The organism is Nocardia sp. CA-151230, assembly GCF_050942175.1.
GTDB lineage: Bacteria > Actinomycetota > Actinomycetes > Mycobacteriales > Mycobacteriaceae > Nocardia.
Window position 1 is genome coordinate 3,479,802 of sequence record NZ_CP192061.1, and the last position, 22,013, is coordinate 3,501,814.

Sequence of the window (22,013 nt, forward strand, 5' to 3'; positions counted from 1 at the left end):
CCACTTCTGTTCTCAGACAGCGAGTTTCGGCACGGCCGAGGTCTGCACGATGTGGCGGTACCGTCCGGCGAGCAGCGCCGCGATCGCCAGGAGATAGGCCAGAGGAGCCAGTTGCAGGGCCTGCCGTAGACCCAGGTGATCGGCCAGGATGCCGACGACGAACGGGCCCAGGGCCATGCCCAGCAGATTGTTGACCACGGTGACGGTGCCGAAGGCCGACGAACGGATCGACGGGTGGGTCAGGTGGGCGACCATCGCGGTCACCGCGCCCGACGATCCGCCGGAGAAGAATGCGCCGATACCGATCAGGATCAGCTGCAATGGGCCGGTCTGGCAGAGGAATCCGGTGGTGAGCGTCACCAGCGAGATGGCGCAGTAGACCACGGCAGTGACCCATTTGCGGTAGATGACCAGTCGACCGGCCCAGTCGGTGAGAATGCCACAGCACACCATGCCGACACCGATCAGCAGAACGAAGCCCGATGCGGCGGCACCGGCTCGGTCGGGGACGAGGTGATAGTCGCGGTTGAAGAAGCTGGGCAGCCACGCCAGAAGTGCTGCGGCAGTGAACATTTGCAGGGCACTGCCCAGGTAGGCGCACAGCACGGCCGGATTGGTCACCAGGCTCGACAGCCGGGCACGCTCGTTACCCCCCGCCGTGGTGCCGCTGGCCGTGTCGTTGGCTGGGTCGGGGTCGATGCGGTGGCGGGCCAGTCGGCGTTCGGTGACCACCACCCGGAACACGGCGACCAGGATCAGACCCAACACCGCCATGCAGGCCAGCGACCAGCGCCAGCTCATATGCGTGGCGATGGCACCGCCGGCGGCGACACCGATCATGGATCCGAAGGTGGTGCCGGCCATGAACGAGCCGCTGAGCGTCGCGTGCACGCGCGGTGCGAACACGCTGAGTACCACCGCGATACCGACGCTGCCGTATGCGGCTTCGCCGACACCGACCAAGAATCGTGCGGCAAGCATCTGCTGGTAGTTGCCGGCCACCGCGCACAGCACGGTCGCCGCGCTCCACACCACGGCCATGACCGCCAGGCTCTTCAGCCGCCCCCACCGGTCGGCCAGCAGCGACAGCGGGAGAGTCAGCAGTCCGACGGTCAGCGCGACAACGCTGCTCAGTGACGCCAGCTGGGAATCGGAGACACCCCAGTCCGACTTCAGGAACGGGAATATGGCGTTGAGAACCTGCCGGGACATGTAGTCCGAGAGCAGCAGTGAGAAAACGAGAGCGAAAACCACCCATGGATAAACCGATCTGCCGGGCTGGGCCACGGTGGCGGCGGAGTGGTCTGGGAGAGAAGTGGTGCGCTGACCCATGAAGGGCTCCTATGACCTGCATGAAGGCGGGTGCCGGAAAGTCGACGGCCCCACAGCGAAGAAAAGAGAAGAAAGAAAGATAAAGAAAGGAGAGGCGAGCCCGAGGCATGACGGACATCGATCGCATGCCTCGGGCTCGGGTGCGCAAGCGCGCGGGAATTATCGATCAGGCGTGGTGTGTGAACCCGACCTGGCCGGGCTTCCGGTTGGGGGCGAAGCCGTTCTTGGCGAGCGTTTCGTCGGCGCCGGCGTAGGTTTCACCGATCCGGTAGATCTCGCGGGCCTCCTTGCCGCTGGCCACCGGCCGCCCGAGCTCACCGGCGATGCGCACCATCTGCTCGATCTGCTCCACGGTCGACTGCTTCTTGTTGTCCGGTCCCCACAGGGTGTCTTCGATGCCGCACCGCACATGCAGGCCCATCGCGATGGCCATGGTGCTGACCGGCAGCACCGACCGCATGAGCGATTCCAGGGTCAGCACCGCGCCGTCGGGCACCCGGCGGATGAATTCCATCATGTTGTAGGGGCTGGGTCCGTCGGATCCGCCGCCGATCGCCACCCACGTCAACACCAGTGGACCGGTGTAGTGGCCCTGGCGGATCAATCGTTCGACGGTCTCGAACTGATGGGTGCCGGCCAGCTGGAACTGCGGCTGAATCCCGTTGGCCTGCAAGCGGCGCAGATGCTCCTTCACCCACCGCGGACCGGCGGGCACGATCATCTCGGTGTAGGCCTCGGCGATCTCAGGCCGCTCGAAGGAGGTGCCGCGGATGTCTTCGGCGGTCATCAATTCCAGCAGGTTCATCTGCTGGGTGTTGATCGCGATCGTCACCTGATCGGGTGTGGGGTCGAGTTCGGCCAGCAGGTGCCGGGTGTCGTCGGACAGCCACTTGGCTTCATCGCCCTCGCCTTCTGGGGAGAACGAGATCGACCCGCCGACCTGCAGAATCATGTCCGGAACGGCTTCCCGCAGTCGCGCGAGCATCTCGTTGAACTTCGACAGGCGCTTGGAGCCCTTCCCGTCGAGCTCCCGGACGTGCAGATGCAGCACTGTCGCACCGGCGTTGTAGCAGTCCACGGCTTTCTGGACCTGCTCGTCCATTGTGATCGGAATATCTTCGACGAAATCGTTCGGCTCCCATTCCGGACCGTAGGGAGCCGCGGTGATGACCAGCTTTTCCTGGTTTTCCGGGAATAGGGCATCGTCAAGGAAATTCACTTCAGAACTCCATTTCAGTGATCAGTGAATGTGCTGTACGGATCGACAGCACTCAGAAAGGTATGTCTCCGGAAATTCCGGCTCGCTCCATCTTGCGGACCGCGGGCCAGTAGTCCTGCACCGCGTAGTGCTGGGTCGAACGGTTGTCCCAGATCGCGAAGCTGTTCTTGGTCCAACGCCACCGCACCTGATAGTCCGGGATCGATGCCTGGCTGATCAGGTAGGTCAGCAGATTGCTCGCCCCGGGGGCGTAATCGATACCGTGCCTGACGTTCTCGGACGTGTGGAAATTGACGAAGTGCGTCGTGAACGCGTTGACGAAAAGGATCTTTTCGCCCGTCTCGGGATGCGTGCGCACCACCGGGTGTTCCGGGTCGGGATAACGGCTCTTGAGCGCCAGACGCTGCTCAGGCGGAAGTTTCGCGCCGAACGTTGCCTCGATACTGTGGCGGGCACGCAGATTCGCGATCTGGCTTTTCACAGGCTCGGGCAGACGCTCGTAGGCCATGGCCATGTTGACCCAGATCGTGTCGCCGCCCGCCGCCGGGCCCTCCACGCATCGCAGGACCGAACCCATGGGCGGGTTCTCCCGCCAGGTGGCATCACAGTGGTAGACGTTCTCGTAGTGCTCGGGCGGGCTGTCGATATCCTTGTAGATCCGGACGAGTCCTGGGTGGTCGGGATGGGTTGGGGCTACCGGATGGTCCTCGAGCGGCCCGAACCGTCGAGCCAAGGCCACATGTTCGGCGCGGCTGATGTCCTGCTCGCGCACGAAGAGCACTTTGTACTGCAGCAGCAGCGTCTTCAACTCGGTGAACAGTTCGTCGCTGCGGGAAACCTCACCGAGGTCCACATCGAACAGCTCAGCGCCGATGCTGCACGTCAGCGGACGAGCCTTGATCGACGGCCGCGGTGTGGTCGTGACCGCGCCTGGTGATGGCACCGATACGGCGGGTGCGTTCATGGTCGTCTCCTTTTCTGGCTGGATTTCCTTTTCTGGCTGGATTTCCGGTGGCGCCGCTGCTGTGGCGGTTGGAGGACCGGGCACGCGGCACCGCGGCGCGAGGGTGTTCGTCCCGGCGTGCATCAGACGGTGAGAACCGAGGAACCGATGCTGCGGCCCGACTCCAGGTCACGGTGGGCTTGCGCGGCCTCTTCCAGCGGGTAGCGCTGGTTGATCTGGATCGTGATCCGGCCCGAGGCGACATGGTCGAACAGCTCACCGGCCAACGCCGCCCGTTCGACGGGATCGGCGATGTAGTCGGCCAGCGCCGGACGGGTGAGGTAGGGCGAACCGCCCGTCGCCAACCGCATCGCGTCGATCGGTGGAATCGGGCCCGATGCGGTACCGAAACACACGATCAATCCGCGCCGTGCCACCGCATTCAGCGAGGTATCGAAGGTGGCGGCACCGATGCTGTCGTAGACCACCGCCACGCCCTTGCCGCCGGTCAGCTCGCGAACCCGTTGGGCCACATCTTCTTTCGAATAGACGATGACCTCGTCGCAGCCATAGCTGCGAGCGACGGCTGCCTTGTGTTCGGTCGACACCGTGCCGATCACTCGAAGGCCCAGCAGCTTGGCCCACTGCAGGAAGATCAACCCGACCCCGCCGGCAGCGGCATGCAGCAACACGGTGTCACCCTTGGCAAGGGGCCAGATACGCCGCAGCAGATACGAGGCGGTCAACCCACGCATCGTCATCGCCGCAGCAGTCTCGAACGGAATCGCGTCGGGAAGGCGGATCAGATGCGCGGCGGGCATCACACGCTCGGTGCTGTAGGCACCCAGCGGACTTCCCGTGTAGGTGACGCGGTCACCGGGGCGATATTCGGTGACGCCGGCCCCGACCGCCTCCACGGTGCCGGCCGCCTCGACGCCCATCCCCGCAGGCAGAGGCGCCGGGTACATGCCGGTACGGAAGTAGATGTCGGCGAAGTTCAACCCCACCGCGCCGTGCTTGATACGCACCTCCCCTGGTCCGGGATCACCCACCTCGACCCCTTCCCACCGCAGAACCTCCGGTCCACCGGTGTCGTAGTAGCGGATAGCCTTCGCCACGTTCGTCTCCTCTCGACGGCAGATGCCCGCAGCCGGGCGCGTCGTACACGCGACAGTCGAAATCCTCGACCGCGCAACGGAATAGGTAGTCGGTCCACCGTTCGTCTCACCCGGCACCCACGGCCGACGGCCGCGACGTACCACGCGACGGAGAGCACACGCTCTCCCCGGGCTGGTGACCGACCAGGAGATGAGGTGATTTGTCTGCCACCGTCATTTCCTCTGCCCTCATGTTGTGATGCAGACGACATTAAGTGGATTCCAGCTTTTCGGCTTATCCTGATGGGCGAATCACTTATCAGATTGGGACAGATCTGCCGATGAAGCCCCTTGCTCGATATGCAGCCCTGAGCGGCTATGTGGAAGCCTGTCGCTCGGCCGAGATAGAACCGGCGCCACTGATGCGAGCGGTGGGTCTCGATCCCGCCAGCCTCGGCCAGCAGGATCGGTGGATCTCCGCCGCCGCGGTGGCCCGGCTACTCGAGCATTCGGCCGCAGCATCGGGATGCGCGGACTTCGGACTCCGACTCGCCGAACACCGCCGGTTCTCCAACCTCGGTCCGCTGAGCCTGGTCCTGCGGGAAGAACCCGACGTCCGCAAAGCGCTGCGCATCCTGCAGCGCTACGAGCACACCTACAACGAAGCGCTCCGAATGCGCATGACCGACGCCAACGGCGTGACGACCATCCGAATCGACGCCGAACTCGGCGAACCGGTCGAGACCAGGCACTTCGTCGAACTCGCCATGGCCGTCCTGCACACGATCCTGCGCCGCTTCCTCGGAACCGGCTGGCGGCCGGTCGCCGTGTGCTTCACCCACAGCGCGCCCACCGGAATCGACACTCACCTCCGCCGATTCGGCCCCGTTATCGAATTCGACCACGACTTCAACGGCATCGTCCTCGAAACCACCGACCTGCAAACACCCAAACGCATGGCCGACCCACACATGCGCTCCTACGCACAGCAAGTGCTCGATACCCTGCCATCACCGCAGGACATCACGATCACCTACCGCGTTCGCCAGACCATCGAACTGCTGCTCCCGACCGGGCGATGCACCTCCGAACACGTGGCACGCAGCCTCGGACTCAGCAGACGCGCACTGCACCGCCAACTCGCCTCATCGGGCGAGACGTTCTCCACACTGCTGACCGCCACACGCGCCGACCTTGCCGGACGAATGGTCATGAACCCCCGCCACTCCCTCACCGACATCGCAGACCTGCTCGGGTTCTCCGCACTCAGCAACTTCTCACGATGGTTCCACGGACACTTCGGCTGCAGCCCCACCCAATGGCGATCCCGACCCCAAACAGAACCCCGACCCGGTCCCTAGAGTCCGAGGGGTAAGGCCAGATCAGATGAGCGAATCCTGGTCAGCCTTCGCCGTGGTGATCGAGCTGTATCGACCGACCGGCCGAACGCAGGCCGGCGACATCGAGCTGTTCGGGCACGTTCGAGAAGGGCGCGATCATGACCGCCGAGGGAAAGTTCAATCGCGATGACGAGCCGTGGCTTCGGGTCGGGTTGATCGGCAACGGAACCGGTCTGACCCTGCACCGAGTTAGGCATCCAAGTCCGGCCGCTGTGGCTCGAATGCACTGTCAGCCGCATACAGCGCTGACCGAACCGGCCAGTCCGGGGCATCGGAAGATCAACGGGCCGAGCGTCGTATGGTCGGCGGCAGTGCTCGCTCATGCTGATGTGAGATGAGTTGTGGTACAGGCCATCCGGAGTGGTACGAGGTATGCCTGAGCTTGGTGAAAGACGCGCTCACTGCGGAGGAACGGGTCCAGCTGACGACCTTGCTCGGGAAGCTCCTCGCTGCCGGAGGGGCGTCCGAATAGCCACGGTCGCGTGTAGGTTCGCCGACTTCTCCAGCGCCCGGGCTAGAGTGCTTCGGATGGGCATCGAGTGGTCGAGTGTCATCACCGCACCGCGAGACGAAGTCTTCGCCTGGTTCCAGCGTCCCGGCGCGTTCACACGCCTGAGTCCCCCGTGGTCGCCCGTCCGGCTCGTCTCGGAAACCACCTCGTTGTCGGATGGCCGGGCGGAACTCGCCCTTCCAGCCGGGCTACGTTGGATCGCGCAGCACCGGGCCGCTGAATACGATCCGCCACGGAGATTCGTCGACGAGGCCGTGGGCGGAAGCCTGTCCGCTGCGCCATCGAAGCTGTTGCCGTGGACCCATACTCATGAATTCGAGGCAGTCGACGAACGGTCCACCCGAGTGCTGGACCGGGTTGACACGCCAGTACCCGCCGCGGCCCTGCGTTCGATATTCGCGTATCGGTCACGACAGTTGTCGGGTGACCTCGCGGCACATCAGGAGGCCCGCGGGCGTGGTCCGTCGACTGTGGCGGTGACCGGAGCCTCCGGTCTGATCGGGTCCGCGCTGAGCGCGTTTCTGAGTGCCGGCGGCATTACGGTCATCCGATTGGTCAGGCGTGCGCCCTCCGGACCCGATGAGCGGCAATGGGATCCGGCTGCGCCCGCGAAAGACCTGCTGACAGGTGTCGATGGTGTCGTTCATCTCGCGGGTGAGTCGATCGCGGGGCGATTCACCTCCGCCCACAAGCGGGATATCCGCGAAAGCCGAATAGAGCCGACGCGCCGACTGGCCGAACTGGCGGCTCGATCGGGTGCGCGAGTTTTCGTCAGCGCCTCCGCGATCGGCTACTACGGCGCCGATCGGGGCGAGAAGATACTGACCGAAAGCAGCTCGCGCGGAAGCGGTTTCCTGGCCGACGTCGTGTCGGACTGGGAGGCAGCCGCGCTGACCGCGGCGGACCGGATCCGAGTGGCCACCATCCGCACCGGCATCGTGCAATCACCCCGAGGCGGCACGCTGCGCCTGCTCCGACCGTTGTTCTCAGCAGGCCTGGGCGGCCGGATCGGTGACGGACGGCAATGGCTGTCCTGGATCGGCATCGACGATCTGCTCGACATCTACCACCGGGCACTGTGGAACGAGACGCTCACCGGTCCCGTCAATGCCGTGGCACCGACCCCGGTGCGAAACGCCGACTTCACCGCAACTCTGGCCCGGGTCGTGCGTCGACCGGCAGTCCTGCCCATCCCCGAATTCGGGCCGCGACTACTGCTGGGTGCCGAGGGTTTCCAGGAGCTGGCGGCTGCCAGTCAGCGCGTGCTCCCGGACCGGCTCACCACGGCCGGACACCGATTCCGCACGCCCGAGCTGGATTTCGCGTTGCGGCACGTGCTCGGCCGAACGCTGGCCCTCGATGTTCACGGCTGACCGGTACGGCGGCCGACCGCCGGACCATTCGGTCAGCCGGATTCGCTCACCGCGATCCGGTGCGTGATCCCGACACGCCACGTCGCGAGCACAACGCCGCCACACGTGAATTCTCCACAATGCCGGGGTACTACCGCGCACCCGCACGGAGAGCCCTCAGGGGCACGAGATCTGTTTGTCGACACATGTTCTCGGACCGCTTCTGACGACCGAGTTGCTAGCACCAGTACTGGCGCGTTCCACCGCGGCTCGGGTGATCATGATGTCGTCGGGCGGCATGTACCTCCAGCCCCTGCGGGTCGACGACATCGAATACCGTTGCGGTGACTACCATGGCGCAGCAGCCTACGCGCGCACCAAGCGCATGCAGGTGGCCCTCACCTCCGTGCTGGCCGATCGTTATGCCGCGCAGAGCATTTCGGTGCATGCAATGCATCCCGGCTGGGTGGGCACACCGGGGATCGCGACCTCCCTGCCGCGCTTTCGCCGGCTGATGGCGCCATTGCTGCGCACCCCGGCCGAAGGGGCGGACACCGCCGTGTGGCTGGCGGCCACGGATGTGCCATCCGGCAGGTTCTGGCACGACCGGCGGGCGCGCCCGGAGCACTACCTGCGTCGAACCCGAGAATCCGACTCCGACCGCGAAGGCCTCTGGCGCTACTGCGCGAGCGCGGCAGGACTCGTCAGCTGAACATCATTTCCGTCGATCGGCTCAGTCGTGACCGGCGGTCGCCAGGCTCGGCTCGGGCTCCGGCGTGGCCGGTGCGGGGCGGGGTCGCAGGGTCAGGGCCAGGACGACGGCTCCCGTGAGCGCGAAGACCATGGTCCACACACCGCCGACGTGCATGGCGTGGATGAAGGCGTCGTCGGCGGCATCGGACAGGTCGGGGCGGTTGATGGCGGCGGCCACATGGCGCGCCTGTTCGGCGGATACCTGGGCGGGCTCCCGAGCGGTGTCGGGCAGGCCGGTGAGCGCGGCCTGGATTCCGGTGCGGTAGGTGATGGCCATGATGGTGCCGCCGAGCGCGATACCCAGGACGCTGCCGGTTTGCCGAACGGTATTGGTGACGGCCGATCCCGCGCCGGCGCGGTCGAGCGGGAGCGTGCTCATCAGGGCGCTGGTGACCGAACCGATCACCATGCCGATCGAGAAGCCCTGTGCCGCAGCCAGTGCCACGTTCCAGACGATGGGTGTGTGCAGTCCGAAGAAGACCGCGCTGCCCATGCAGAGCGCGCCGACGGTGAGGGCGGTCGCGGTCACCGCGCGCAGGGAGAAGCGACGGACCAGGCGGACGCCGAGCGGACCGCCGATGATCACGCCGACGGCGGCGGGGGAGTTGATCAGACCCGCGGCGAGCGGTGAGAAACCGCGTGCGCCCTGGAGGTAGAACGCGCCGTAGAAGCCGGCCGCGGTCATCGCCAGGAACAGCAGGCCCAGGGCCGCGTTGCCGCCGCCGAAGACCCGCTGCGCCAGCAGCCGTGGATCGAAACTCGGCTGCCCGGAACGTAATTCGACGACCACGAACGCGGCGAGCAGGGCCAGCCCGGCGGCGATGGGTGCCCACACCTGCACCGGCGTCCACGCGGCGACCTGGCCCGCCCGGATGAGCCCGTAGGCCAGGGCCGCCAACCCGCTCACCGACAGCGCCAGTCCGCCGAGGTCGAGCGGGCGCGGCGTCGGGCTGCGGAAATTCGGGACCAGCACCGCGATCCCGATCAGCGCGACCGCGACGACGGGCACGTTCACCAGAAACACTGAGCCCCACCAGAAGTGGTCGAGCAGCACCCCGGCCAGCAACGGGCCCGCCGCCAGTCCGACGCCGGCGGAGGTCGAGAACAGCCCGATGGCCGATGCGCGCGCCGGACCGGTGAACGTCCAGGTCACCGTCGCCATGGTGGCGGGCATGATGAGCGCGCTGCCCACGCCCATGACCGCACGGGCGGCGATGAGCCCGGCGGGATCACCGGTGTAGGCCGCCCAGACCGAGGCGGCGGCGAAGACGATCAATCCGGTGACGAGCACGGTCCGGTGCCCGTAGCGGTCGCCGAGCGCCCCGGCGGTGAACATGAGCGCGGCGAACACGAGGGTGTAGGACCCCGAGGCCCATTGCAGCTGAGCGGGATTCGCGCCCAGCCCGCGCACCGGATCGGCGAGGGTCTCGAGCGCGGTGGCGAGGATGGTGTTGTCCAGCCAGATCAGCAGGGAGGACAGCAGGAGAACGGCGAGGATGAGCCGCTGCCGGGATCTCGGCAGCGTCGCGGGCACGGTCATGGATGCCTTCGATAAGATTGGTAGGAACCTGACGATCGCCAGTGTGCGTGATTGTCAGGAACCTGTCAATCTTGGGAAAGGGTTGTCGCGGTGAGCTGTTCCGGATCGCAGGATGGATCCCTGACCTTCATGGTCCGCACGGTGTGGTTGAGCATGCGTTCCGCGATCGGTGAGGAACTCAAGGATTTCGGCCTCACCACCTCGCAGTACGCGACGCTGATGATGACGCAGAAACAGCCCGGGAAGTCGGTCACCGATATCGCCCGCGATGTCGGCAGCACCCGGCAGGCCGCGAACGAGATGCTCGGCGGGCTGGAGAAGGCCGGCCTGATCGAGCGCCGCCCGCACCCGACCGACCGCCGGACCCACCAGATCTACGTGACCGACGCGGGCCGCGCCGTGTACACCGAGGCCCACGCCGCCGTCGGCCGCCGCGAAGCCGAACTGGAAGCCGGATTCACCCCCGGCCAGCGCGCCGCGGTCCGGGAGTGGCTCAGCGGCATTGCCGAAGCCTGCCGCTGACGCGCGCCGATCTCGCCGCGAGACGCAAGCGGCTTTCCACGATATGGGAAATTCCGCCGCCAAAGGATCGTCCTGATTCGAACCCTTCGGCGAATACGACCGGCCGCCTTACCGTTCCGGACACCAACTCTCCCGGGAGGAACGTGCCGATGAGCGAACCATGGCAGATCAGTACCGACGTGCTGGTGATCGGCGGCGGGCCCGCCGCGTGCTGGGCGGCGGTGCACGCCCGGGAAGCGGGCGCGCAGGTGGTGCTGGTGGACAAGGAATACTGCGGAACCAGCGGGGCCACAGCGCCTTCGGGCACCGGGGTCTGGTACGTCGCGCCCGAGGCCACCGCCCGCGCCAATGCCAAGGCCAGCCGCGAGGCGCTGGGCGGGCATCTGGCCGACCACTACTGGATGGACCGCGTCCTCGACCAGACCTACGCGAACATGAACCGGCTCGCGATCGAGGGCCGATACCCGTTCCCGGCCGATCCCGACACCGGCGAGCCGTTGCGCACCGGTGTGCAGGGGCCCGAATACATGCGCCGCATGCGCGCCTGGGTGAAACGGCTCGGCGTGCGGATCCTCGATCATGCCCCGGCGCTGGAACTTCTGGTCGACGCCGACGGTGTGGTGCGCGGGGCCGCCGGATATCGGCGGCAGGCCGAGGAGGACTATCGGGTCGTAGCCGGTGCGGTGGTGCTGGCGACGGGCGGGTGCGCGTTCCTGTCGCGGGCACTGGGCACCAATGTCGACACCGGCGACGGCGCGCTCATGGCGGCCGAGGCCGGGGCGCGGTTCTCGGGCATGGAATTCTCCAACGCCTACGCCATCGTGCCCAAGGGCTCGACCATCACCAAGACCGCCTACTACGGCTACGCCACCTTCTTCCACGCCGACGGCCGGGTGCTGGAGGGCGCGGGCTCCGCCAAGGGGCGATCGGTGATCGCGCGAACCCTGTTGTCGGAGCCCGTCTTCGCGCAGCTCGACCGTGCCGACGCCGAGGTGCAGGCACGAATGCGGTTGGGTCAGCCCAACTTCTTCCTCCAGTTCGACCGGCGCGGGATCAACCCCTTCGCCGACCGTTTCGAAGTGGATCTGCTCGCCGAGGGCACCGTGCGCGGCACCGGTGGTATCGACGTTGTCGACGATGACTGCGCGACAACGGTTCCCGGTCTCTACGCGGCGGGCGACGCCGCGACCCGGGAGCGGATCTGTGGCGGATTCACCGGTGGCGGCAGCCACAACTCGGCCTGGGCCATGTCCTCGGGGAGCTGGGCGGGTCGGGGCGCGGCGCAGTTCGCCCTGCGATCCGGAGAAGTCGATCCGGCTGCGGTCCGTGGTGCCGGACGGGTCGGATTGCGGCCCGAGGCAACGGAATCGGTGTCCCCCGATGAGGTCGTGAGCGCCGCGCAACGCGAACTGATCCCGTTCGAGAAGAACTATCTGCGCCACGGCGATCGCATCCAACCCGCGCTGGCCGAACTCGACGACCTCTGGGAGCGGGCCGCCCGCGGACTCGGCGGCGGTGCCGGCACGGCGCGGGTGCGGGCCCGGCAGGCAGCCGCCATCACCGCCGTCGGACGCCTGATGTACCGATCCACACTGGCACGCAAGGAAACTCGGGGCATGAGCAAGCGTGCGGACCATCCGGATCTGGACCCGGCGCAGCATCATCACATTGTGTCCGGCGGGTTGGACGAGGTGTGGACCGCCACCTCGGCGGCCTCCGACGCGCCGGTGGCGGTGGCGTCGTGATCGAGCTGGTCCGCGCCGCCGACTGCATCGCCTGCGACAAGTGCGTCGACGTCTGCCCGACCGACGTCTTCGACCGCACCGACAGTGGAATACCCGTCATCGCACGACAATCCGACTGCCAGACCTGCTTCATGTGCGAGGCGTACTGCCCGGCCGACGCGCTCTACGTCTCACCGGAGGCGGCCCCGCTCGCCGCCGGAGCAGCGATCGCCGAGACCCACATCGGCCGATACCGCGAGCAGCTCGGCTGGGGGAAGGGCCGCACGCCCGGCAGCCTGGTCGCGATCGGACCGTCGCTCCCACACGGCGCTCCGCCGCCCCGGCTGCGCGAGCCGGGCCCGGTGGTCGGTCGAGGTGCCGCGGCGCACATGCCATGCGCCGCGGGCGCCAGTCACCTGGGAAACCAGCAATGAGGGATGGATCACGCTGTGCGGCAGCGTAATCGGAATCGCAGCACACCGAGAGGGGAGATCGGTCACCGCAGGGCGAGGGCGAGGAAGAAGTCGACGCGGTCCTCGAGCCGGGACAGGTCGCGGTTGGTGAGTTCCTCGATGCGCTGAATCCGGTAGCGCAGCGTATTCACGTGCAGGTGCAGCAGATCCGCGCACTTGGTCCAGGATCCGGACACCTCGAGGAAGGTCTCGAGGGTGTGTACGAGATCGGCGCGATTGTCCTGGTCGTAGACCCGCAGCGGATCCAGCAGCCGCACCCGGAACATGCGCCGGACCTCGTCGGGGACGCTGGCCAGCAGCAGCATATGGGTGGCGAGCTCGTCGTGGCGGACCACACTGGTGGGCTGCTGGCGTTCGGCGGCCATGCGCCGCGCGTAGCGGGCCTCCTCGACCGCGCCGCGCAGTCCCTCGCCGTCGACCGCGCCGCTGATGCCGACCGAGAGCCGGCTCAGTTGCAGCCCGGGTTCGAGGGCTTCGATGGCCCGGTGGATGCGGTCGTCGAGGGCTTTGTCGTCACCGAGAGCGACCAGCAGGATGACCTCGCCGTCCACCACACCGATGGCAGGGCTTCGGCCGTAAAGGATTTCGCGCAGCACGGCGCGCAACTCACCGGGCCGCACGGCCCCGGAGTCCGCGGTCGCGGCGACGGCGAGGTATCGGTCGGACAGTCCCAGCCCGGTCAATTCCAGCCGGGAGATGATGTCGGCGGATTTTGCGTCGGACATGATCAGCTCGATCAGTTCCTGCGCCAGGCGCCCCTCGGCGCTGTGCCGATCGTCGTGCCGGGCTCGTTCGAGGGACACCACCGCGGCCAGTTCCCCGATGAGGGCCCGCCGCTCCTCGGGCCAGTCCTTGTAGTCGCTCTCGAACACCAGGAACCAGTCCGCGATCCGCGAGGTTCCGTCGGCGTCCACCGCGAACAGCGAGTACCGCACCTGATCGTGGGACAGCACATGCGGCAGCCGCCGCGCGCCCAGGAACGCCGACCGCACCTGTTCGGGCAGGTCCCGGGTCGGCCCGGCCACCACGCGGCCGAGCGCGGACACCACCCAGCAGCGGGTGCCCAGCGTGCGATGCACCAGGTCGAGCACCGAATCCAGCCCGCCGCCGGACACCAGCTGCCGGTGCCGGTCCAGGATCGCGCTCAGGTCGGCGGCCCGTCCGGACGACAGTTTCCGGTTGATCTGCTCGGTGACGGTGGCGAAGGCGATCTGCTCCTCGACCCGGAACAGCGGGATTCGGTGTTTCCTACAGGCCGCGACGAGATCGTCGGGCGCTCCGCCGTAGAGCGCGTCACCCGCGGCGAGCGCGGCCACCCGGGCGCGGGCGAGCGCGCTCACGAAGGTCTCGCTGTCCTCGGGAGAATGCCGCCATTGCAGGCCGGTCAGGACGAATTCGCCGCCGGAGAGGTATCGACCGGGATCGAGCATGTCGGTGGTTACCACCCAGCGTACGAAGCGGTCCAGCTCGTCCTCTCCGGTGACGAGCCGCAAGCCCAGATCGTGCATGGTCAGCAGGGAACGTAACCGCATGATGCCTGAGGCTAACAGTCGGTGACGGCCCGGTTACCGAACTTGGATGTAACTACGAACGCGCCCCTGTGAAGCAGGCCACAGGTTCGGAGGTCTCGCCCTTTCGGGCATGACCGCCCGCCGGGTTAAGTGGTTGACACACGCCAATGACGGATGGAGGTCGGATGTCGAGTCGCCTGGAATGGCTCGGTTCGCTGCCCCTGGAAGAGGCCGAGACGCACCTGCTGACCTGCAATGCGTCGCGGACATGGGCACGCAAGATGGTGGCGAACAGACCGTACGCGGACGAGTCGAGTCTGATCGCAGCGGCGGTGACCGGGGTCACCGAGCTGAGTTGGATCGATGTCGAGGAGGCGCTGTCGGCGCACCCCCGCATCGGGGAGCGCACGGCCGCCACCCACCGGTCCGAGCGTGAGGCGAAGTGGTCCGCCGACGAACAGTCCGGAGCCTGCGGCGCCGACGATCAGGTGAAGGCCGACCTGGCCTCCTGGAACGTGACCTACGAGGAACACTTCGGCCACGTCTTCCTGATCCGTGCTGCCGGGCGCAGCGCCACCGAGATGCTCTCGGAGCTCCAGCGTCGTCTCGGCAACTCGGTCGCCGACGAGCAGTCGACGGTCCGCCGCGAGCTCGCCGACATCACCGGTCTGCGGATCCGGAAACTCCTGGAGGACACGTGAGTCTGTCCACCCATGTGCTCGATGCCGCGACCGGACGCCCGGCCGCGGGCATGGCGGTGCGGCTCGAGAGCGCGGCGGGGGAGATCCTCGCCGAGCGCCACACCGATGAAGACGGCCGGGTCGAGGATCTGCCCGCCCCGAGCGCCGGTGCGCACCGCCTGATCTTCGACACCTCCGGTGTCAGCCCCTTCTATCCCACGGTGACCATCGATTTCCTGGTCACCGATCCGGATGAGCACTACCACGTACCCCTGCTGTTGAGCCCCTACTCCTTCTCTACGTACCGGGGCAGCTGAGTGCTGTCGTACCTGCGTCGAACCGATATCTAGAGGATTGCAATGGATTTCCTACAACCGGGAAGCTGGGCCGAAGCGCTCCAGCTGAAAGCCGAACGCTCCGAGGCGGTTCCGATTCAGGGCGGCACCGACGTGATGGTCGAGCTGAACTTCGACCGCCACCGTCCGGCCGCCATTCTGGACCTGAACCCGTGCCGTGAGGTCTTCACCGTGGACGAGCAGCAGGACGGCCGGATCCGGCTGGGCTCCGGCGTCCCGTTCGTGAAGATCATCAACCGGTATCAGGACCGTCTGCCCGGTCTGGCCCAGGCGTCGCGCACTGTGGGTTCTCCGCAGATCCGCAATCGCGGCACCGTCGGCGGCAATCTGGGCGGCGCCTCGCCCGCCGGTGACGCCCACCCGGCCCTGCTGGCCGGCAATGCCGTGGTCGAGGTCGAGTCGGCCGCCCGCGGCACCCGCATGATCGACATCGACGACTTCTACGTCTGGGTCAAGAAGAACGCGCTCGAGCCGGACGAGCTCATTCGTGCCGTGTGGCTGAAGCCCGCCGCCGGCCCGCAGTACTTCTCGAAGGTCGGCACCCGCAACGCCATGGTGATCGCGGTGTGCTCGTTCTCCATTGCGCTGCACGCGGATTCGTGCACCGTCGGCGCGGGCATCGGCTCGGCCGGTCCGACCCCGATCCGTCCGGTGGAGGCGCAGGACTTCCTGGCCGTCAACCTGGACTGGGACAACGGCGGCGCGCTGAACGACGAGCTGGCCCGCGAATTCGGCCGTCTGGTCGGCGCCGCGGCCAAGCCCATCGACGATGTGCGCGGCACCGCCGACTACCGCCGGCACGCGCTGTCGGTGATGGCCCGCCGGACCCTCGGCTGGGCGTGGAACGACTACACCGCGGAGAGGAGGGCGGCCTGATGCGTATCAACGTCACCGTCAACGGATCCCAGGAAACCGCCGACGACGTCTGGGAAGGCGAGAGCCTGCTCTACCTGCTGCGTGAGCGGGTCGGCCTCCCCGGCGCCAAGAACGCCTGCGAGCAGGGCGAATGTGGTTCCTGCACCGTCTATCTGGACGGCACCCCGGTCTGCTCGTGCCTGGTGGCCGCGGGCCAGGTGGAGGGCCGCTCGGTCCGCACCGTCGAGGGCCTGGCCGACGGCGACAGGCTGGACCCCATGCAGCAGGCCTTCGTGGAGGCCGGCGCGGTCCAGTGTGGTTTCTGCACACCGGGTCTGATCGTGCAGGCGCACGACCTGATCGATCGGGTGCCGAACCCCTCGGACGTCGAGATCCGTGAGGCGCTCGCCGGAAACCTGTGCCGCTGTACGGGTTACGAGAAGATTCTGGATGCCGTTCGTCTGGCGGCCGAGCGGAAGGGTGCGGCCCAGTGAGTCGGCTCGTCATCGAAAACGCTTATATCGCACCGGTCGTCGGTGCCGAGATCCCGAATGGCCATCTGATCGTCGGCGACGACGGCCGGATCGAAGCTCTCGGTGCAGGACCTGCGCCGATGGTGGTGGGTGCTGAACGCCTCTCCGGCACCGGCTGCCTGGTGACCCCGGGCCTGGTGAATACCCACCACCACCTCTACCAGTGGGCCACCCAGGGCCTGTTCCAGGACGCCACCCTGTTCGAGTGGCTGACCGGCCTGTACCGCCTGTGGGCCACCATGGACGCCGAGATCGTCTACGGTGCGGCGTCCGCCGGTCTGGGCTGGCTCGCGCTGACCGGCACCACCACCTCCACCGATCACCACTACGTATTCCCCAAGGGCCGTGGCGATCTGTTCGAGGCCGAGGTGCGTGCCGCCCGCGAGCTGGGCATCCGCTTCCACCCGTGCCGCGGGTCCATGGACCGCGGTCAGTCGCACGGTGGCCTGCCGCCGGACGAGGTGGTCGAGAACCGCGAAGAGATCCTCCTCAACACCGAGCAGATCATCCGCACGTACCACGACCCGTCCTTCGACTCCATGCTGCGCGTGGCCGTCGCCCCCTGCTCGCCGTTCTCGGTGTCCGAGGGCCTGATGGTCGATTCGGCGGCGCTGGCCCGTCAGCACGGCGTGCGCCTGCACACCCACCTCGCCGAGACCCTCGACGAGGAAGAGCACTGCATCGAGCAGATGGGTTGCACCCCGGTCGAATACATGGAGAAGCTGGGCTGGCTCGGCGACGACGTGTGGTTCGCCCACGCGGTGCACTTGCACGACAAGGACATCGCGGCGTTCGCGAAGACCGGAACCGGTTCCGCGCACTGCCCGACCTCCAATGCCCGTCTGGGCGCGGGCATCGCGCGAGTGATGGACCTGCTCGCCGCCGGTGCGCCCGTCGGCCTCGGCGTGGACGGCGCGGCCTCCTCCGAGCTCACCTCCATGGCGGGGGAGATGCGGCAGGCCATGCTGTTCCAGCGCGCCGTGCACGGCCCCCGCGCCATGACCGCGCGGCAGGCCCTCGAGGTCGGCACCCTGGGTGGCGCCCGGAACCTGGGCCGGCAGAACGAGATCGGTTCCCTCGAGGTCGGCAAGCTCGCCGATATCGCGGTCTGGAAGGTGGACGGCTTCCGTGCCGCCATCGAGGACCCGGTGTGCTCGCTGGTGTTCGGCCCGCAGCCGCCGCTGGCGCGCCTGCTGGTGGGCGGCAACACCGTCGTGGAGAACGACGAGCTCAAGACCATGCCGCACGACGCGGTCGGCCGGGCCGGCGTCGCCGCGCGCAAGCGAATCATGAAGCAGGAGAACCGATGACCATCACACGCACCACTCGGTTCCCCACGGATGTGGCGGTCCCGGGCAAGGGCGGGATCGGCGAGAGCCCGCTCCGCCCGGACGGCACCCTCAAGGTGAAGGGCGAATTCGCCTACTCCTCCGACCTGTGGATGGACGGCATGCTGTGGGGCGCGACCCTGCGCAGCCCGCACGCCCGCGCCAAACTCCTCAGCGTCGACACCAGCAAGGCCCTCGCCATGACCGGCGTGCACGCCGTGCTCACCCACGAGGACGTGCCGGGCCGCAAGGTCTACGGCCTCGACCACACCTGGGACCAGCCGGTGCTGGCCTTCGACGAGGTGCGCCATCACGGCGAGGCCATCGCCCTGGTCGCCGCCGACCACCCCGAGATCGCCCGGCGCGCCGTCGCCGCCATCGAGGTGGAATACGAAGTGCTGGAACCGATCACGGACCCGATGGATGTGGTCGAGGATCCGGTCGGGCTGGCCGTGCAGTCGCGCGGCGGCATCGCGCGCTACCAGCCGGTGCGCTCCGGTGACATCGAGATCGGCAAGGCCCTCGCCACTGTCGTGGTCTGCGAGGAGTTCGAGGTCGGCATGCAGGACCAGGCCTTCCTGGGCCCGGAGTCCGGCATGGTCATCCCGAACGAGGACGGCTCGCTCGACTTCTATGTCGCGACGCAGTGGCTGCACTGGGACCTCACCCAGATCGGCCCGTGCCTGGGCCTGGACGAGGACCGGATCCGCATGACCATGTCCGGCGTCGGCGGCGCGTTCGGCGGCCGCGAGGACCTGTCCATGCAGATCCACGCCGGCATGCTGGCCATGCGCACCGGCAAGCCGATCAAGATGATGTACAACCGCGAGGAGTCGTTCTTCGGGCACGTGCATCGCCACCCGGCGAAGATGCGCTACGAATTCGGCGCCACCGCGACCGGAAAGATCACCTACGCCAAGGTTCTCATCGTTCTCGACGGCGGCGCGTACACCTCGGCCACCCAGAACGTGATCGGCAACGCCGCCTCGCTGGCGCTGGGTCCCTACGAGGTCCCGCACCTGGAGATCGACGCCTACGGTGTCTACACCAACAACCCGGTCTGCGGCGCCATGCGCGGATTCGGCGTCGTGCAGGCGTGTTTCGCCCACGAGTCCATGATGGACAAGCTCGCCGAGGCCCTCGACATGGATCCGGTCACGGTCCGTCAGGTCAATGCCGTCTCCCAGGGCTCCACGCTGGCCACCGGCCAGGTCGTGCACGCGCCGACCCCGCTGAAGGAGATGCTGGACAGCCTGCGCGACATGGAACTGCCGGAGTCCATGGACACCTCCGACATTCGCAACCTGCCCGGCGGTGCGTCGCAGACCACCCACGGCGAGGGCGTGTATCGCGGTGTCGGCTACGGCGTCGGCATCAAGAACATCTGCTTCTCCGAGGGTTTCGACGACTACTCGACCGCCCGGGTGCGCCTGGAAGTGATCGGCGGCGAGCCGGTCGCGCTGGTGCACACCGCCGGCGCGGAGGTCGGCCAGGGCCTGATCACCCTCGAGGCGCAGATCGCGCGCACCGAGCTCGCCATCGAGCGGGTCGTCAGCCACCCCTCCGACAACAATGTCGGCAGCTCGGGTTCCTCGTCCGCGTCGCGTCAGTCGTACATGACCGGCGGTGCGGTGATGACCGCCTGCCGCGCGGTGGCCGACGAGCTGTTCGTGCTGGCGCGCAAGAAGTTCGACGTGCACGGCTTCATGCGGCTCGAGGGCGGCAAGGTTGTGAAGAACAACGGTGAAGTGGTCGCGACCGTCGAAGATGTGCTCGGCGACGACATCATCGATCTGACCCGTGAATACCACCACCAGCCGACCACCGGTATGGACAAGGTGACCGGTCAGGGCTCCAGCCACACCCAGCTCGCGGTCTGCGTGCACCGGGCCGTGGTGGATGTCGACACCGAACTCGGACTGGTCAAAGTCGTTGCCCTGGACGCCGTTCAGGACGTTGGCAAGATCATGAACCGGCTTTCGCTGGAAGGCCAGATCCACGGCGGCTCCATTCAGGGCCTGGGTCTGGCGGTTATGGAGGAAATTCAGGTCACCAACGGCAAGGTGCGGAACCCGTCCTTCACGGACTATCTGATTCCCACCATTCTCGATACACCCCCGCAGAAGCTGGAGATCCTGGAGAACCCGGACCCGCACGCCCCCTACGGCCTGCGCGGCGCGGGTGAACCGCCCACTCTCTCCTCCACGCCTGCGATCGCCGCAGCGATTCGCGATGCCTGCCGCAAGCGGGGCGGCACCGGAAACATCAACCGCGTGCCCGTGCGTCCGGAAGACATCATCCGGAACAGTTGATCAACAGGGGCAGATCGCGCTTCTCGAAATGGTGGAGCGCGATAGGGACCCCACAACAAAGCATCACCGAATCCGCGGCCCGGGATACCCCAGCACCCCGGGCCGCTGGTCGGCTACGCCCATAGGAGGGCAGCCATGACCCAGACTCAGTCACCGATCACCACCCCGGAAACGCGGGGTTCTGCGCTCGAAAAGTTCTTCAGGCTATCGGAGCGCAAGACCACCATATCGCGTGAAATCCGTGGCGGCATCACCACATTCGTCGCTATGGCGTATGTCATATTGCTGGTCCCGCTAATTCTCGGCGGCGTCACCGACGCGCACGGGGACAAACTCAGTATCGCTCAGCTGACCACCACGACCGCCTTCTCCGCCGGCCTGACCACGATCCTCATGGGCGTGGTCGGCAATGTGCCCCTCGCATTGGCCGCCGGCCTCGGCCTGGTCCCCGTCGTCGCCTATCAGGCCGCACCCCACATGACCTGGCCGCAGGCCATGGGCCTGGTGGTGCTGATGGGCATCGTCATCGTCATCCTGGCCGCCACCGGCCTGCGGACGATGATCATCAACGCCATTCCGCTGGCCATGAAGAACGCCATCGGCGTCGGCATCGGCATGTTCATCGCCATGATCGGCCTGGTCTCCTCCGGGGTCGTGGGCCACGGTGCGCCCGGCGGACCACCGGTAACGCTCGGCGCGGACGGTCACCTGGCCGGGTGGCCCACGGTGATCTTCGCGGTCGGGCTGCTGCTCATGCTCGCCCTGTTCATCCGCAAGGTGCCGGGCGCGATCCTGATCAGCATCGCCATCTCGACCGTGCTCGCGATCATCGTCAACGCCATGGCGACCATCGACCCGAAGGCGTGGGGCACCGTCGTGCCCGAGAAGCCGAAATCGCTGTTCGCCTCACCGGATTTCGGTCTGCTCGGCCACATCGACCTGTTCGGCGGGTTCGCCACCGCGGGTGCGGTGACCGCCACCGTGGTGCTGTTCACCCTGGTGCTGACCGGCTTCTTCGACGCCATGGGAACGGTTTTCGGCGTCTGTGACGAGGCGGGCCTGGTGGACGAGAAGGGTCAGGTGCCCGGCATGGGCAAGATCCTCACCACCGACGGTGTCGCCCAGATCGTCGGCGGCCTGTCCGGCGGCGCGGGATCCACGGTGTACGTCGAGTCGGCGACGGGTGTCGGTGAGGGCGCCCGTACCGGTCTGGCCAGCGTGATCTCCGGCGGATTGTTCTGTGCCGCCATCTTCTTCACCCCGATCGCGGCCGTGGTGCCGATTCAGGCCGCCGCTCCCGCCCTGGTGCTGGTCGGCGCGCTCATGATGACGCAGGCCCGCAAGATCGACTGGAACGATCTCGAGGTCGCCGTGCCGGCCTTCATCACGATCGTGCTCATGCCGTTCACCTACTCGATCACGAACGGTGTCGGTGCGGGTCTGATCGCCTACACGGTGATCAAGCTCGCGCGCGGTAAATACCGCGAAATCCATTGGCTGGTGGCCGTGGTGAGCGTCGTCTTCGTCGCCTATTTCGGTATCAACGGCATCGAATTGGCCCTGGGAGGCTAG

At 67.1% G+C, this 22,013-nt stretch carries 19 protein-coding genes; 13 read left to right on the forward strand and 6 right to left on the reverse strand.

Features of this window, described 5'->3' with window-relative positions; all coding sequences use genetic code 11:
* Window positions 1-12: 12 nt before the first annotated feature.
* From ACQP1O_RS16095 to ACQP1O_RS16110, 4 genes are all read right to left on the reverse strand, one after another.
* The gene (locus tag ACQP1O_RS16095) at window positions 13-1,332 is read right to left on the reverse strand and encodes an MFS transporter (protein ID WP_433566581.1); all 1,320 of its coding nucleotides are present in this window, start codon (window positions 1,330-1,332) and stop codon (window positions 13-15) included.
* A gap of 166 nt (window positions 1,333-1,498) precedes the next feature.
* On the reverse strand, window positions 1,499-2,551 hold the full coding sequence (locus ACQP1O_RS16100; RefSeq protein WP_433566582.1) for a 3-keto-5-aminohexanoate cleavage protein: 1,053 nt from the start codon (window positions 2,549-2,551) through the stop codon (window positions 1,499-1,501).
* Window positions 2,552-2,603: 52 nt separating this feature from the next.
* Complete coding sequence (locus ACQP1O_RS16105; RefSeq protein ID WP_433567698.1) at window positions 2,604-3,515, reverse strand: TauD/TfdA dioxygenase family protein; 912 nt, start codon at window positions 3,513-3,515, stop codon at window positions 2,604-2,606.
* Between the two features lie 122 nt (window positions 3,516-3,637).
* Entirely contained in the window at window positions 3,638-4,612 is a 975-nt protein-coding gene (locus tag ACQP1O_RS16110) for a quinone oxidoreductase family protein (protein WP_433566583.1), read from the reverse strand.
* A 320-nt stretch (window positions 4,613-4,932) separates the two neighbouring features.
* Here ACQP1O_RS16110 and ACQP1O_RS16115 point away from each other — a divergent pair, with 320 nt between their 5' ends.
* The 3 genes from ACQP1O_RS16115 (at window position 4,933) to ACQP1O_RS16125 (ending at window position 8,566) form a co-directional block, all read left to right on the forward strand.
* A complete protein-coding gene (locus tag ACQP1O_RS16115; RefSeq protein ID WP_433566584.1) occupies window positions 4,933-5,952 on the forward strand; it encodes an AraC family transcriptional regulator in 1,020 nt (339 codons plus the stop codon).
* Window positions 5,953-6,519: 567 nt separating this feature from the next.
* Window positions 6,520-7,875 carry a TIGR01777 family oxidoreductase gene (locus tag ACQP1O_RS16120; protein ID WP_433566585.1) on the forward strand — a complete coding sequence of 452 codons (1,356 nt, stop codon included), beginning with the start codon at window positions 6,520-6,522 and terminating at the stop codon, window positions 7,873-7,875.
* A 253-nt stretch (window positions 7,876-8,128) separates the two neighbouring features.
* Window positions 8,129-8,566, forward strand: a complete 438-nt coding sequence (locus tag ACQP1O_RS16125; protein ID WP_433566586.1) for a hypothetical protein — start codon at window positions 8,129-8,131, stop codon at window positions 8,564-8,566.
* Window positions 8,567-8,587: 21 nt separating this feature from the next.
* On the opposite strand, the gene ACQP1O_RS16130 is transcribed toward ACQP1O_RS16125, so the two are convergent.
* Complete coding sequence (locus ACQP1O_RS16130) at window positions 8,588-10,147, reverse strand: MFS transporter (RefSeq protein WP_433566587.1); 1,560 nt, start codon at window positions 10,145-10,147, stop codon at window positions 8,588-8,590.
* A gap of 90 nt (window positions 10,148-10,237) precedes the next feature.
* On the opposite strand from ACQP1O_RS16130, the gene ACQP1O_RS16135 reads away from it, so the two are divergent.
* The 3 genes from ACQP1O_RS16135 (at window position 10,238) to ACQP1O_RS16145 (ending at window position 12,827) form a co-directional block, all read left to right on the forward strand.
* Entirely contained in the window at window positions 10,238-10,669 is a 432-nt protein-coding gene (locus ACQP1O_RS16135; RefSeq protein WP_433566588.1) for a MarR family winged helix-turn-helix transcriptional regulator, read from the forward strand.
* A 149-nt stretch (window positions 10,670-10,818) separates the two neighbouring features.
* Window positions 10,819-12,414, forward strand: coding sequence for an FAD-dependent oxidoreductase (locus ACQP1O_RS16140; protein WP_433566589.1), 1,596 nt, complete (start codon window positions 10,819-10,821; stop codon window positions 12,412-12,414).
* The gene (locus tag ACQP1O_RS16145) at window positions 12,411-12,827 is read left to right on the forward strand and encodes a 4Fe-4S dicluster domain-containing protein (protein ID WP_433566590.1); all 417 of its coding nucleotides are present in this window, start codon (window positions 12,411-12,413) and stop codon (window positions 12,825-12,827) included. Before ACQP1O_RS16140 ends, ACQP1O_RS16145 begins: the two co-directional genes overlap by 4 nt.
* Window positions 12,828-12,889: 62 nt before the next feature.
* Here the strand turns inward: ACQP1O_RS16145 and ACQP1O_RS16150 are convergent, their stop codons facing one another.
* Complete coding sequence (locus tag ACQP1O_RS16150) at window positions 12,890-14,398, reverse strand: PucR family transcriptional regulator (RefSeq protein WP_433566591.1); 1,509 nt, start codon at window positions 14,396-14,398, stop codon at window positions 12,890-12,892.
* Window positions 14,399-14,562: 164 nt separating this feature from the next.
* Between ACQP1O_RS16150 and uraD the strand changes: the two genes are divergently transcribed.
* From uraD to ACQP1O_RS16185, 7 genes are all read left to right on the forward strand, one after another.
* The gene (uraD, locus tag ACQP1O_RS16155) at window positions 14,563-15,078 is read left to right on the forward strand and encodes a 2-oxo-4-hydroxy-4-carboxy-5-ureidoimidazoline decarboxylase (RefSeq protein ID WP_433566592.1); all 516 of its coding nucleotides are present in this window, start codon (window positions 14,563-14,565) and stop codon (window positions 15,076-15,078) included.
* Window positions 15,075-15,374, forward strand: coding sequence for a hydroxyisourate hydrolase (uraH, locus tag ACQP1O_RS16160; RefSeq protein WP_433566593.1), 300 nt, complete (start codon window positions 15,075-15,077; stop codon window positions 15,372-15,374). The genes uraD and uraH overlap by 4 nt, the downstream gene beginning before the upstream one ends.
* A 42-nt stretch (window positions 15,375-15,416) precedes the next feature.
* Window positions 15,417-16,289 (forward strand): FAD binding domain-containing protein, encoded by an 873-nt coding sequence (locus tag ACQP1O_RS16165; protein WP_433566594.1) that lies wholly within the window; start codon window positions 15,417-15,419, stop codon window positions 16,287-16,289.
* Window positions 16,289-16,762, forward strand: a complete 474-nt coding sequence (locus ACQP1O_RS16170) for a (2Fe-2S)-binding protein (RefSeq protein ID WP_433566595.1) — start codon at window positions 16,289-16,291, stop codon at window positions 16,760-16,762. The genes ACQP1O_RS16165 and ACQP1O_RS16170 overlap by 1 nt, the downstream gene beginning before the upstream one ends.
* Window positions 16,759-18,111, forward strand: a complete 1,353-nt coding sequence (locus ACQP1O_RS16175) for an 8-oxoguanine deaminase (RefSeq protein WP_433566596.1) — start codon at window positions 16,759-16,761, stop codon at window positions 18,109-18,111. Before ACQP1O_RS16170 ends, ACQP1O_RS16175 begins: the two co-directional genes overlap by 4 nt.
* Window positions 18,108-20,441 carry a xanthine dehydrogenase family protein molybdopterin-binding subunit gene (locus tag ACQP1O_RS16180; RefSeq protein WP_433566597.1) on the forward strand — a complete coding sequence of 778 codons (2,334 nt, stop codon included), beginning with the start codon at window positions 18,108-18,110 and terminating at the stop codon, window positions 20,439-20,441. The genes ACQP1O_RS16175 and ACQP1O_RS16180 overlap by 4 nt, the downstream gene beginning before the upstream one ends.
* 135 nt (window positions 20,442-20,576) lie before the next feature.
* The gene (locus ACQP1O_RS16185; RefSeq protein ID WP_433566598.1) at window positions 20,577-22,013 is read left to right on the forward strand and encodes an NCS2 family permease; all 1,437 of its coding nucleotides are present in this window, start codon (window positions 20,577-20,579) and stop codon (window positions 22,011-22,013) included.